General features: G+C 36.5%; 11 protein-coding genes. 9 read left to right on the forward strand and 2 right to left on the reverse strand.

The annotated features are described in order from the left end of the window. The first annotated feature begins 73 nt into the window (after positions 1 to 73). Positions 74 to 1,330, forward strand: coding sequence for an aspartate kinase (locus tag O9A_RS03010; RefSeq protein WP_034458656.1), 1,257 nt, complete (start codon positions 74 to 76; stop codon positions 1,328 to 1,330). Positions 1,331 to 2,262: 932 nt separating this feature from the next. Here the strand turns inward: O9A_RS03010 and nhaA are convergent. Together nhaA and O9A_RS03020 are read right to left on the reverse strand one after the other, a co-directional pair. Next, complete coding sequence (gene nhaA, locus O9A_RS03015) at positions 2,263 to 3,624, reverse strand: Na+/H+ antiporter NhaA (protein ID WP_034458658.1); 1,362 nt, start codon at positions 3,622 to 3,624, stop codon at positions 2,263 to 2,265. Between the two features lie 146 nt (positions 3,625 to 3,770). Further along, entirely contained in the window at positions 3,771 to 5,462 is a 1,692-nt protein-coding gene (locus O9A_RS03020; RefSeq protein WP_034460174.1) for an aq_1923 C-terminal domain, read from the reverse strand. Positions 5,463 to 5,810: 348 nt separating this feature from the next. Between O9A_RS03020 and O9A_RS03025 the strand changes: the two genes are divergently transcribed. From O9A_RS03025 to O9A_RS03060, 8 genes are all read left to right on the forward strand, one after another. Continuing rightward, positions 5,811 to 7,583, forward strand: coding sequence for an SLC13 family permease (locus O9A_RS03025; RefSeq protein ID WP_034460176.1), 1,773 nt, complete (start codon positions 5,811 to 5,813; stop codon positions 7,581 to 7,583). A gap of 643 nt (positions 7,584 to 8,226) precedes the next feature. Continuing rightward, complete coding sequence (locus tag O9A_RS03030) at positions 8,227 to 8,898, forward strand: DUF2659 family protein (protein ID WP_034458660.1); 672 nt, start codon at positions 8,227 to 8,229, stop codon at positions 8,896 to 8,898. 4 nt (positions 8,899 to 8,902) lie between these two features. Continuing rightward, positions 8,903 to 10,330 (forward strand): ribosome biogenesis GTPase Der, encoded by a 1,428-nt coding sequence (gene der / locus O9A_RS03035; RefSeq protein WP_034458662.1) that lies wholly within the window; start codon positions 8,903 to 8,905, stop codon positions 10,328 to 10,330. Between the two features lie 947 nt (positions 10,331 to 11,277). Then, positions 11,278 to 11,703: an AtpZ/AtpI family protein gene (locus O9A_RS03040; protein ID WP_034458664.1), complete on the forward strand. Its 426-nt coding sequence runs from the start codon at positions 11,278 to 11,280 to the stop codon at positions 11,701 to 11,703. 7 nt (positions 11,704 to 11,710) lie between these two features. Further along, positions 11,711 to 12,469 (forward strand): F0F1 ATP synthase subunit A, encoded by a 759-nt coding sequence (locus O9A_RS03045; RefSeq protein ID WP_034458666.1) that lies wholly within the window; start codon positions 11,711 to 11,713, stop codon positions 12,467 to 12,469. Positions 12,470 to 12,527: 58 nt separating this feature from the next. Next, the gene (locus O9A_RS03050; protein ID WP_004855165.1) at positions 12,528 to 12,758 is read left to right on the forward strand and encodes a F0F1 ATP synthase subunit C; all 231 of its coding nucleotides are present in this window, start codon (positions 12,528 to 12,530) and stop codon (positions 12,756 to 12,758) included. Positions 12,759 to 12,899: 141 nt separating this feature from the next. After that, positions 12,900 to 13,466, forward strand: coding sequence for a F0F1 ATP synthase subunit B (locus O9A_RS03055; protein ID WP_034458668.1), 567 nt, complete (start codon positions 12,900 to 12,902; stop codon positions 13,464 to 13,466). Positions 13,467 to 13,477: 11 nt separating this feature from the next. Then, the gene (locus tag O9A_RS03060; protein WP_034458670.1) at positions 13,478 to 13,972 is read left to right on the forward strand and encodes a F0F1 ATP synthase subunit B; all 495 of its coding nucleotides are present in this window, start codon (positions 13,478 to 13,480) and stop codon (positions 13,970 to 13,972) included. Positions 13,973 to 14,528: the final 556 nt, after the last annotated feature.

The following is a 14,528-nucleotide window of genomic DNA, read 5'->3' on the forward strand; positions in this document are numbered from 1 at the left end:
TTGTTGATACGGGAGTAAGTCCTTATTTTTACTGTCGTTTGAGATAAGAAACGTAAAGGTAAGAGTATTATTGATGGCGCGGATTGTCATGAAATTTGGCGGAACATCTGTAGCAAATATTGAGCGTATTTATAATGTTGCACAGCATGTTAAAAGAGAGGTAGAAGCGGGCAATGAGGTTGCGGTGGTGGTATCCGCAATGGCCGGTAAAACTAATGAGCTTGTTCAGTGGACATGTGACGCTTCACCAATACATAAAGATGCTTACGAATATGATGTAGTCGTTGCTTCTGGTGAACAGGTAACGGCGGGTTTGTTGGCCCTTACACTTCAAGAAATGGGAATGAATGCTCGTTCATGGCTTGGTTGGCAAATTCCTATTCACACAGATAGTGTACATGGGAGTGCACGTATTACAGATATTGATGGATCTTTTTTAATACAACGTTTTCAGGAAGGTCAGGTAGCAGTTATTGCTGGTTTTCAAGGGTTGGCACCAGATAATCGGATTTCTACTTTGGGGCGTGGTGGATCAGATACAAGTGCTGTTGCAATAGCAGCAGCTATACAGGCTGATCGTTGTGATATTTATACAGACGTGGACGGTGTTTATACAACGGATCCGCGCGTAGAACCTAAGGCACGTCGTTTACCAAAAGTGGCTTTTGAAGAAATGCTGGAAATGGCTTCTCTTGGGGCAAAAGTTTTACAGGTTCGGTCGGTTGAATTGGCTATGGTTCATAACGTTCGTACCTTCGTGCGTTCAAGTTTTGAGGATCCCAATGCATTAGGCATGGGTAATTCAATGAATTCTTCTGGAACACTTATTTGCGATGAGGATGAAATCGTGGAACAACAGAATGTTACTGGCATTGCTTTTGCTAAGGATGAAGCGCAAATTTCGCTCCGTCGGCTTGCAGATCGTCCAGGGATCTCCGCAGCAATTTTTGGACCTTTGGCCGAAGAGCGAATTAATGTCGATATGATTGTGCAAAATATTTCTGAAGATGGTTCAAAAACCGATATGACTTTTACTGTACCATCAGCAGATGTAGATAAGGCGGTTGCGCTTCTTGAGAAAAATCGTAAAGAGATTGGGTTTGATGTTATCCAATCTGAAAGTGGTCTTGCCAAAGTATCTGTTATTGGTATTGGAATGCGCAGCCATGCAGGTGTTGCGGCTACAGCCTTTAAGGCTTTGGCTGAAAAGGGTATTAATATTCAAGCAATCACGACTTCAGAGATTAAGATTTCTATTTTGATTGATAGCGCTTATACTGAACTTGCAGTTAGAACATTACATGCTGTTTATGGACTTGATAAAGGTTAAAGCATAAAAGGTTTCTAAATAATGTGAATCATTCATAGATGTAGGGGAGGTGAGAACTCCTTACATAATTGTTCAATGGAAGATGAAAAATATACCACTCTCAAATATTATGTGTTACCTAGGAAAATTTGTGAATGTTAAATTAAATTATAGAGCCTATAGATTTGATTTCATTAAATTATTCACGAAATTATGCAAAATAAGATCGATGGGATATATTCCCTTAATGTTTTTTGTTTTCTCAAATGATGATTGAGAACTTTCTATAGATACCGTGGATTTAATTTTATTTTTTGCATAAGGGTGAATAAAAATCTAAAATAAGGAAGTGTACAGAAATTGTGAGTTGAAGGAGGATATTCACTTTAAAGAACGCACAAAATCTCTCTTTTTTCTTAATGTACTGATTTGCAGATTTGATTTATCTATTTCTATCGGCTTTGGATATGAGGTCATTTATATCAACTGCAGTAAGAAAGCCTCAGATAGTTTCAATCAAATTAAATAAAATCCACTGTGTTATGAAAAGCGTAGTTTGCATAATTATAGTTATGATGAAATCGAGACATTTGAGACCGCTCATTAAAATCTTTGGAAAAGGTTGCAATAGATAATTTGTTCCGTATTTCCTGCTTATTGATTATCTTACACACACCATTCATTTACATTGATCGATCAGGATTTAAACAAAATCAGATGAGGATATATTGTTTATGCAAATCATGCATTATGATAATGGATCTCCTTTAATAAGACTTTACGATGGAGTTAAATAGTTTTCAAAAAAGAAAAACGCCTTTTTCAATTGTCCATCGATGATGTTAGAATATTTCTCCTTATTCATTTTTGTAATTATGATACAGTCATAATGTAATAACTTAATCAAACTGTTTTGTAAAAGATGAACATAACAAAGTAGGTTGTCGTTTGTTTTATTGAGAAGTATGAGATACTTTTTTATTGCGTTTGATATAAATGAAGCCATATCCAAGCCCGATAAGAGCAGATAAACCGGATCCACAAAGAACACCAATTTTTGCAGAATCAAGCAAGACAATATCTTTAAAAGCAAGCATTGAAACGAAGATAGACATTGTAAAGCCAATTCCTGCTAAAAATCCAATCAACAAAATTCCTATCCATGTCATCTGAGGAGGCAATCGACACAGCCCTGATTTTACTGCTAGATAACTTGCAGTGATAATACCAAGAGGTTTACCAATAAAGAGACCAATTACAACACCAAGAACAATCAAGAGAGATTTGTCAGAAGAAAGATCAAAATTTGCAAAACTAACACCAGCATTTGCAAAAGCGAAAATTGGCATCACACCATATGCGACCCATGGGTGCAATGTTTTTTGAATACGCGTTACTGGTGCAATCATATCGCGCTGTCCTTTGCGCATTTTTTTCAATGCAGTTGAGATATGATGCAAGTCTGTTTTTGTATTTTTTTCTTGAAGAATTTGCATGGCGTTGCTCAGCATTGTAAGTGGAGCTACAAGAGTACGAGTGGGAAAAACTGGAGTCATCATACCTAAAATCACACCTGCAAGTGATGGATGAACACCCATTATCATTAAGCCCCACCAGATGATTGCACCAGGTAGAATGTAAAGCCATGCCGATGCGAGTCCAATCCATTGAAAAAATAATACTAAAGCAATACCTGCTACTCCAATGACGAGACCACTAGGATCAATATCTGTTGAATAGAAGAAAGCAATAATAAGAACAGCGATAATATCATCAATAATTGCTAAAGATAAGAGAATGATATGAAGGTTAGAAGGAATTTTTTTTCCAAGAAGAGCAAGAATGCCTAGCGCAAAGGCAATATCTGTTGCTGTTGGCACAGCCCAACCATGTATCTGGCCACTATTAAAGTTGAAGCTGAAATAAATAATTGCAGGAAGACAAACTCCACCTATTGCTGCAACAATTGGTAAAACTGCTTGTTTAAAATTAGCCAGGGCCCCCTCATGAATTTCACGCCGGATTTCCATTCCCGCGACGAGAAAAAAAACAGTCATGAGAGCATCATTAACCCAGAAATGTAAATCCCATGAAAGGGTAAAATGGCCAAAGTTAAAGCCAAGAGGTGTATGCCAGAAGGATTCATAAAGAGAAGCATGTTCAGAATTGGCAAACATGAGTGCAGCAGCAGCGGCTAATAAAAGAACAATACCGCTGAGAGCCTCAATATGGAGGAAACGCTCAATAGCTGAAAGCGCTTGATCCGTAACACGAGAAGCGCGATTGGGCAGGCGATTTGAGGATAAATCAGACATGAACAACTCCAACTATCGACAATTTTACGAATATATATTTTTTATGCAAACTATTCTGTATGGCACTCTCTTGTACCATACAAAAGAAGAATAAAGCTCTTAAATCTTATAGACAAGATCATTATGTTGAAAGCTAAACATATTTTTTAAGGTGATGATTCATTCTTGACAGTGAGATTTACTTTGCTCAAAGCTGTGGACAAATCATTTTGAAGTGCGGTTTCGAGATCAGTGATTGTGAGGCCTTTGTTATCTTTTGCTATTATTTTAATAATCAATGTTTGTGGATTTTTAGCAAAATCACCAAAAGACTTTGCAATATTTTCAGCTTTTTTATGATTTTTCAGCAATATTCGGGGGCTTTGTGTCATCATGATATAGAAGTCATGATAGAGTTCCTTCTTGAGATCATGTTTGCTGTCATTAAGATTTTGTGCGAGATAAGAAAAGAGCTTATCAATGAAACCAGCATCCGTATAGCGCACCTCAATTTCAGTTATACCAAAATTTTGAGAGACAGCAGTTATTGCTTCTTTTTGTCCAGAGAAGAGTTTTGCGTCAACATTAATAGCTTTAGCAGATATTTTTCCAGAGCCAATATTCTTTATGTTGAAAGACATTGGATTAAGAAGGAGGGTACGCTTTTTTTCATCATAGGAGATATTAAGTTTTCCTGAAAGATCAAGGCGTTCAACGTCCATGTTTTGGAGGAATTCTAAGTCTTTTTCATTCATTTTTTTAGGTACAATCGAGAGACTATCAAGAGAGAGAAGAAGTTTTTTCGGTATAGGCTGCTCCCATTGGCTTGGTTTGAATTGGAAGGATGCAAGGGTTGCTTTTAACTGAGGTATATCAATGGTGACGTTATTAATTTTGACCTCGACTAAGGTAGTAGCAAGTAGAGTATTTAGAATAATAGCGTTTCGTATTGTTTTTTCAGCTTCTTGGTTATTTTCTTTCCTTGCATTAAGATAAGCTTTGATTAATCTCTCAGGTGTTTGTTTGAGCGGCTTTATTTTTAGGCCAGATGTTTTCAATTTTCCAAGAGAGAAGGAAGTATTCTTCTTTTTTTCTTCAAAAACATCGACCATTACGTTCTCTAAAGAAATAGGACCAATAATAGTTTTTCCTTGATTGAGAATGTTTCTTTTTCCGGAAATGATAGAATATGCGTAATTGATGTCAATATCTTGAGCTTTTATTGTATTACTCTTGGCGTTCAGATACATCTGTTTTGTACCGTTTGCGGCTATCGTCGCAAGGACCATATTTTTGATGCCAACAGAACCAATACAACCATTTTTAAAATTAGAAAGCTGAAAACCCTTTATTTCAAATTTTTTGGTTAGCTTATTCTCGTTTTCTACAGAAAGGAATATATCTGGTGCAATAATGGAGGCAAGTTCAAGACGTATAATTGATTGCAAAAGGTGCGATGTAATTGTGTTATCCTTTTCTTTTAAGGATACGCTGTTAAAAGAAATTTTGGGAATTTGTAAATGAATATTGTGACGCTTTAAGTCAACATTATAAAGTGTGAAAGTGCCAGGAATAAAAGAAAGAGGAGGACGGGCTGAAATAGCACCAATTTTAAGTGATATTCCGGCAGGAACTGGTAGGGTAATATTCGTCAAGTTGATTTTGCCTATAATACTAACTTCGGATGTTTCTGCTTTTATGGAACGACGTGCTATTTCTTGTTTCACAAAACTGTCAAGATAGGGTTTTGCCATATAAAAACCGCCGACGACTATGATTACCAGAATAGCAAAAAATCCAATAATAAGTGTAAGCCAATATTTAAAACTACTTTGGTACCCACCATTAAGATTGACCATGATTTTTTCTTTCACTTTTATCATTCTCTCAAAAGAGTGAAAATAAATTTCTTTAAATAACGACAAATGTTAAAATATAACATGTACCATTTTCAACAGTTATCTACTTTTACGCTCTTTTTTAGAGTCATTCTCGTTTTTTTATAATGCAACTGTATTAATTATCACCAATTTTCTTTGGTTTTAGCCTTTTATAAAAAGGCACTCATAACAGACAATGCTGATCCTCATTTACCACTTTAAATCACTCTAAGGTATTCCTTTTATCTTGCTGCTGTTTATAAGAACAGTTAAAACACAGAAGATATGTTTTTGTTAATTACAATTTAATGGGGAGAAATGGGTATCATGACAGAAAATCAAATAATGGCTTTTTCTATCATTGGTCTCATGATGGTTTTTTTTATTTGGGATCGGTTCCGTTATGATCTTATAGCTATTTGTACATTACTGATTGCATGCATTGTTGGCCTTGTCAGCCCGAAGGAGGCTTTTAGCGGTTTTAGTAATGATATTGTTATCATTGTAGGGAGTGTGTTTGTTGTCAGTACGGCTGTATCGCGTTCTGGTATAATGGAATTTATTATCCAACGGATCTGGCCGGAGGTAAAATCTGTGCGCCTTCAATTGGCGTTTTTGGTTATTTCTGTGGTGTTTTTATCAATGTTTGTTAAAAACATTGGTGCTTTGGCTATCATGCTTCCAATTGCTTTTCAATTTGCTCGTCGTTCTCAGGTTTCACCTTCTGTCTTTTTGATGCCAATGGCATTTGGTTCTTTGTTGGGCGGTCTTATGACTCAGATAGGCACTTCCCCTAACGTTGTTATTTCAGCTATGCGAGAACGTTTATCTGGGGCTCCTTTTACCATGTTTGATTTTACACCGGTTGGTGCAGCTGTTGCTACTGCTGGTGTCTTATATTTGGTCTTTTTTTCTTGGCGTTTGCCTGTGCGTGTTCGTTCAGGTGTTTCGTTTGATGATGCGATTGATATTCGTAATTATGTTTTGGAAGTGCATATTCCAGCAAATTCACCGATTGTGGGAAAAACTATTGTTGATCTTGTTAAGCCATCAGGCGGTGATGTTATGGTAGTTCAAATTATCAGAAATAAAATATCTATTTCCCCATTGCCAGATTTTGTTTTGTCTGAAAATGATATTGTTTTGCTGGAAGGCTCACATACGGGGCTAGATAGTGTTATGAGTGCTGCTCGTTTAGAGTTTTCTAGTGGTCGAACTATTTCCACAGGTGATAAGGACAGCGACATTGATGTTGTTGAGGCAGTCATAACACATAATTCACCTCTTATTGGCATCAGTGCGAGAGGTTTTTCACTCTTTGATCGCTATGATGTAAATTTGCTTGCGTTAAGTCGCCAGCATGAAAGAGTACGGGGAAGGCTCGGTGATATTGATTTTCATCTTGGTGATGTGATTGTTTTGCAGGGACAAGATACGGTTATTCCAAACTTGTTACGGGAACTGAAATGTTTACCTTTAGCAAAACGTAATATTGTGTTTGGTAATTTACGACATGGTTTCGTCTCTTTAGCTATTCTCTTTATAGCAATCATTTTTACAGCTTTTCAGATTGTTCCAGTTGCGTTTTCTTTTTTTTCTGCTGCCGCTGCAATGGTGATTTTTCGAGTTTTGCCAGCGCGTGACTTGTATCAGGCACTCGATGGTCAAATATTAGTCTTATTAGCAGCTCTTATTCCAGTGAGTGAAGCGTTAGAGAAGACAGGATGTACAAATCTCATAGGTCAGTGGCTTAGTCAATTAGCTGTATTTTTTCCTCCATCTGGTGCATTAGCACTTATGTTGATTACAGCTATGTTGGTAACGCCATTTTTGAATAATGCAGCGACAGTGATGATGGTAGCACCAATCTCATCAAGTTTTGCGCATTCTCTTCATTATAAGCCTGAAGCTTTTCTGATGGCTGTTGCAATTGGTGCAGGGTGTGAGTTTCTCACACCTATTGGACATCAAAGTAATATGCTTGTGATGGCGCCAGGAGGATATCGTTTTAGTGATTATCCACGCTTTGGTACTCCTTTGGCGGTATTAATAATAATTGTTGCGGTTCCAATGCTCATGTGGATTTGGCCACTACAATAGAATATTGTTAGAACCTGTAAATATCAATCATAAAGGTTATTAATCTTATAAAGTTCAGTTGAAATTAAGAGACTTTGTGTAAAAAGTTTTGTTTGGAGTTTGTATTTGTATTAGGTTTTATCACGGATTCCAGCATTTCTTTTATACAGGTTAACAATGTCTGTTGATTTGGTTTAAAGTGTTTTCAATTGTGAAAGTTAAGTTATGGCTTTTTGCGATGTTTTTTAGTGAATTGGTTTTCCATTGTCATTTTACAATTGAGAATTTTGAGATCTACAATAAAACAGTTATTTTTAAGATTTTAAAAGATTTTTTCTGTACATATAATTGAGAGTGTTCTTAACTAGCTTAAGGGGAGTTAAGGATAATGCTATTGAGATTCTAAGCAAGCATGCATAGTGAAGATAAGCTAGCGATGATCTTCCTATTTTTATAAATAAAGATCTCTAAGAGCTGTAATGTGAACCAAAAAGATATTAACATTGTTTTTGATTGATGCATTTGAAAAAAATCAATCCGATAGATAAACAGTGATTTGAAACGAATAGACTGGCAATTTTAAAATTTTGAGTTAATTAGGGCTACCATATTTATTCATTTATGCGTAAAAGTGTAGAAAGTAATTTTTTTAAGGTTATGATACATGTCGTATGATAGTTTTATTTCTGAAGTTAATGCAGAGTTTCGTCAGGAAAAGGCTCTTGCTTTTTGGAGACGTTACGGCTTATGGATTGCTTCTGCAGCCATTATTTTTGTATTGATGATCATTATTTATCAAATTTATCATCATGTGCAAATGAAAAAAGCTGGTCATATTGGTGATGCATTTATAGAAGTTCTTGATTTTGCGGATACAAACCATTTTGATGAGGCGATGAAGCGATTGGAAGATGTTAAAGCCTCTAATTTTGGTGGATATCCTTTCCTTGCTCGTTTGCGTAAGGCTTCTTTACTTATGGAACAAGGGTATGCTGTTAAATCGGTGGAGATTTTTGATTCTATTGCATCTGACGAAAAAACACCACCAATTTTGCAGGCAGTTGCAAAAATTCGAGCAGCTTATATTTTGGTTGATATAGGGAGCTTAGATGATGTCAAAAAACGCGTCAAAGATATGGCAAATGATCTTGACCCTATGCGTATGTCTGCGAGAGAAGCTTTGGGTTTAGCTGCTTATAAAGCTGATAAAATGGATGAGGCGGTTGATTATTTTAGGAAGAATTCTAAAGAGGTCGCTCTAGGGTCAAAAATAGCAGAGAGGGCACGAATTATGCTTGAGCTTATACAAGCTGAGGGCAATGCAAACAGGGAATAAATTGATGAGCCTTACCATTGCTATAGTTGGTTGCCCCAATGTTGGGAAGTCAACGCTTTTTAATCGTTTGGTTGGGCAAAAATTGGCTTTGGTTGATGATAAACCTGGTGTAACACGCGATCGGCGTATTCATGCTGGAAGACTTCAAGATTTGCGTTTTGATGTAATTGATACGGCTGGGTTGGAAGAAGCCGGTGATCATACACTCGAAGGTCGTATGCGTTTTCATACAAAAGCTGCTATCGATGAAGCGGATCTTATTTTATTTATCTTTGATGCGAAGAGTGGAATAACGCTGAGTGATTTAAATTTTGCGTCACTGGTTCGCAAATCAGGAAAGCCGATTGTGCTTGTTGCCAATAAATCTGAGTCAAAAGCGGCAACCGAGAGAGAATATGAGGCATGGTTGTTAGGGTTGGGGGAGCCTTGTTCAATATCTGCTGAACATGGTTTGGGTCTTTCGGATCTTCGTGATGCAATTATGGAATCTATTGGGAGAGAAAGAGTTTTTGCAAGCAAGAACCAAGAAGAACATTTTACTTTGCAATCAGCAGCTCTTGATGGTTATATCGATAATTTAAAAGAAAAGGAGAATGTTTACGATGAAAGTAAACCCCTTCGTATTGCAGTTTCTGGTCGCCCAAACACAGGAAAATCAACTCTCATCAATAGGATGTTAGGACAAGATCGTTTGTTGACAGGACCTGAAGCAGGATTAACTCGTGATTCCATTTCTGTGGATTGGGAATGGCACGGTCGTAATATTAAACTCTTTGATACCGCAGGTTTACGTCGAAAGTCGAAAATTCAAGAAAAATTAGAAAAACTTTCTGTTGCAGATACTTTGCGTGCAATTCGTTTTGCAGAAGTGGTAGTAATTGTTTTTGATGCAACTGCACCTTTTGAAAAGCAGGATTTACAAATTGTTGATCTTGTGATTCGTGAAGGGCGTGTTCCACTTATTGCTTTCAATAAGTGGGATCTTATTGAAAATGGTCAGGCAACATTGGTTGATTTGCATGAAAAATGTACCCACCTTCTTCCTCAAGTTCGTGGTTTGAGAGCTGTTCCTTTATCGGGTAAATATGGTCAAGGGATTGATAAATTGATGGAAAATGTCATGATGATGCACCATGTGTGGAATCGTCGTATTTCCACGGGAAAATTGAACCGATGGCTTGAAACGATCGTTGCGCATCATCCTCCGCCTGCGGTTTCGGGGCGTCGACTTAAGATCAAATATGTTACACAGGTTAAGACTCGTCCACCTGGATTTGTATTTTCTTGCTCGCGACCAAAACTAATGCCTCAGTCGTATTTACGTTATCTTTCTAATGAATTGCGTAATACGTTTGATATGCTTGGAATACCAATTCGCATATCATTACAGGCATCTGAGAATCCTTTTGCAGCACGTTCCAAAAAGAAATAACCGCTTTCTATTTTCTCAAAGTTTATGAAATTTGCATTGAGAAACAAGTTTTTTAAATAAACTGTTTCATGAATTATTGAATTTTCAAAAATGAATTTATCAACAAAACAGACAATGATATTATCTTCAATAACAAATTGGTTTATATAAATAATTTATTAATCTCTTTATTGAATGAGAAAATTCGATAAAGTAATATTCTCTCGTGTCAATTCCCCTTATCAAAATTAAAAAAATGTTTACTTCCACAGTAGGGTAGAGATCAACATTTGGATAAAAATCGTTTGAGAAAGAATATATCCTCTTAATGCAGAAGCAGATGCAAAATTGAAGACTAGAAAACAGCATTATGGTGCTGGCTTGTTCAAATAGCTTTACACTACCTTTCCATAGTCAGTAAAGATTATGAGGGGCAAAAATGCCACTATTTGCGGTGGTCTATTCAAATAAAATTGTTTGCAGAAGCTATCAATATTCAAGTGGAAGAAAGAGAAGCGTTAAATTTGATTGCAGTTGCACAAAGTGGTATAGTAGTCATTTTTTAAATCCTACTTAACAGCCCTCTGTGCATGTTCTGTATGAAATGGTAAATCTATTGATATTTCGTACATTAAAAGAGAAATGAGTTTTATTGATGAATGATGGATGAAACCTAAAATAACAGATTTATTTCGGAGGATGTTTGCTCAGTGTGTTTCTAGATTTTGGATATGAGAACAGTTATGGCTTTATTTTAGGGTAATGCAACAGGGTGTGTCATCGGGGTAAGAGTGATAATTTAAATGTGCATTCATGGTTGTAGTTTATAAAATTGAGAGCTACGTTATTTATGCGATAAATTGTGATAGATTTCTTTTATTGGCTTGACGAATAAATTGGGGACCAATATGTTACGCACAATTTTGTGAGATGCGTTTTGACTTTGCTTTTTAATTAAGGAGCCAGTTATGGCGAAGGACAACGACCTCGTTGTACCAAAAAAGGAAGCTGAAGGGAAAAAGCAAGGAGACTGTTTTCATTCAGAGGATTTGGAATGTCGTAGTCAGAATTTAGGTTTAGCTTTAATGCGTAAAAAAGCATTGAGAAAGCGTGGGTACAGAAAAGAGGAAAGAAAGCCACAAGGTACGGTGGCGCATGCAATTAAGCTTTCTAGTGAGTTTTTGGCAAGTATTATCGTGGGCGTTGTTTTAGGGTTGGGATTTGACCAGCTAGTAGGTTCATTACCATGGGGATTGGTATTTTTTCTTTTTCTTGGATTTGCTGCTGGTGTCTTGAGTATTCTTCGGTCTGTAGGCTATATTGCCTTTAGTCAATTAGATCAAAAAGGCGTATCGCGCCAAGGTAAAGGGGCCGCTAAGAGGTCCGATAAATGAGGTTAAAGTGACATCGCACGCTCCAGATCCTGTTCATCAATTTGAGGTTTCACGGTTGATTAATATTTCCATAGGAAATATGGACTTATCTTTTACAAATGTATCATTTTTTATAGTTGCGACTGTCGTTGTAACTTCAGTCTTTCTCTTTATTTCCTCATCAAGTCGAGGGTTAGTGCCAACGCGAATGCAATCTATCTCAGAGATGGCGTATGAATTTGTAGCATCGACTTTGCGAGAATCATCTGGTGTGCAGGGGATGCAATTTTTTCCTTTAGTTTTTTCCCTGTTTACTTTTATTTTGGTTGCTAATTTTATTGGTCTTTTCCCTTATTTTTATACGATTACTTCTCAGATCATGATCACATTTTCACTGGCGATGTTGGTGATCTTAACAGTGATTGGTTATGGTTTTTATAAGCATGGGGTTGGTTTTTTGAAATTGTTCGTTCCCAGTGGTGTGCCTGTTGTGATTTTACCTTTGGTTACGATGATTGAAGTTATTTCTTTTTTCTCTCGTCCTATCAGTCTTTCACTTCGTTTGTTTGCAAATATGCTTGCTGGCCATATTACCCTCAAAGTTTTTTCTGGTTTTATTGTCTCAATGATTGGAATAGGAATTATGGGCGTTGGCGGTTCTATTTTACCGCTTACCATGACTGTAGCGATTACCGCTCTTGAATTTTTAGTTGCGTTTCTTCAGGCTTACGTTTTTACGGTTTTAACTTGTATGTATCTTAATGATGCAGTCCATCCAGGGCATTAATAAAACTGGCGGTTTTCCGTCAAATGGTGCAATTTCGTTTTAAAGGAGAATAAATAATATGGAATTAGTGCTTGCAGCAAAATATATTGGTGCTGGTCTTGCTTGCTTTGGTATGGCAGGTACAGCTTTAGGTCTTGGAAATATTTTTGGTAGCTATCTTTCTGGTGCATTACGCAATCCATCAGCCGCAGATAGTCAGTTTGGTCGTCTAGTTTTTGGTTTTGCTGTAACAGAGGCTTTAGGCATTTTTTCACTGCTTGTTGCTTTGTTACTTCTTTTTGCGGTTTGATCATTTTCAAAAGGGTATACCTGCTTTCGTTGTGAGAGATGGGCGTGCTTCTTTTGATTTTGTGTAAGAAAGAAACGTAGTCGTCCATCATTTGTTCTAAATAAAGAGTCTTAAGTCAGGTTATTTGAAGGATGAGAAAGAATGTTTATTTCCAGCGCTTATGCGCAGAACACTGAAAAACCGTTAGAGCATATTAAAAATGTAGCAGAACGTATCGATCGTGTATTTCCACCTTTTGATTTTGTGTATTTTTGTTCACATCTTTTTTGGTTAGCGATTTCTTTTGGGCTTTTTTATCTTTTCATTTCTCGTGTGATTGTACCGCGTATTGGTGGTGTTATTGAGACACGTCGGGATCGAATCGCATCTGATTTGGATCAAGCGATGCGCATGAAACAAGAAGCGGATATTGTTGTTGAAACTTACGAACGGAGGTTAGCGCAAGCACGTTCACAAGCTCATGTTATAGCGCAGGCAGCTGGTGAAGAGATAAAACAAAAGGTTGAGCTTGAACGAAAGGAAATTGAAGCAAGTTTAGAGAAAAAATTAACAGATGCTGAAAAACAGATAGCAAAAATTCGTGATAAAGCTATGCAGAATGTTGGCTCCATTGCTGAAGAGGTAGCCCTTGAAATTGTAAAAAAATTGATTGATGTGGATGTCAGTAGAGAGTCTGTTTGTTCAGCTGTTAAAGCTGCAGGTTACTAAGGATTACAAAAATGACAGATACTTTTTGGGCTTTTGTTGGATTAGTTCTTTTTTTAGCTCTTTTGATTTATTTCGAAGTTCCAGAAATGGTTTTGCGCTATCTTGATGTACGGGCAAAGCGTATCAAGGATGAGCTTGATGAAGCTCTTCGTCTTCGTGAAGAGGCTCAGGAAGTTCTATCTGAATATCAGCGCAAACATGTGGAAGCAGAAAAAGATGCACAAGAGATTATTGCCGCAGCTAAACGTGAAGTTGAGGCCGTTGTTTCTCAAGCCCGTATAAAAGCAGAAGAATATGTAAAGAATCGCAATAAATTGGCAGAGCAAAAAATTGCTCAAGCAGAAGCAGATGCGATACGTATGGTGTCGTCTTCTGCTATTGATTTGGCAGTCTCTGCTGCACGTATACTTATCGAAAGGGAACTAGATTCTCATAAAGAAAATGAACTCATTAAAGAGGCTCTCGTCGAAGAATCTCTCACCAAAATGAAAGCATATCTTAGTTAAGAATTAACCTATTTTAATGGAGGCCTTGGGCGGGTTCGAAAGCCTATTTCTTGAATAATAGCGTTTTTTTTCAAAGTTGGCAATGATTTTCTGATTTTTATCTCTTTTAGCTTTTACAGTTAATGATTTACTCAATTTTCTGCTTAATGAGGATAAAGTATTATTTACTAAACATAATTATAATTTTTTCAAATTGTCTCAAGCCTTGTAGTGAAGTTATATTATGAGATTCTTTTAGAATATTTAATGATAGTGCTAAGAAGAAGAATTCTATTCTCATTATATTTTCAATTTATGAAATATTAGATTTTTTCACTTCACTCTCTAAGCTAGAAAAATGATTAAGCTATAGAGAAAGAATTCCATAAAAAAAGAATCTTTTTTATTAAATCATGAAAGGACGCGTATATCTGGAGTGTTTGAGTTTATTGAAGAAGCCTTTGATTAAGGAGTGCTGTTTGTAAAGATTTATTATAGTTATGTGGTGTTTTTTGAAAAAAAGGTAAAAAAGGTTTCCTAAACTTCATACGCATTCCAGAGATTTACTTTAATAAAT

Origin of the sequence: Bartonella koehlerae C-29 (genome assembly GCF_000706625.1) — a bacterium.
Taxonomy (GTDB): domain Bacteria; phylum Pseudomonadota; class Alphaproteobacteria; order Rhizobiales; family Rhizobiaceae; genus Bartonella; species Bartonella koehlerae.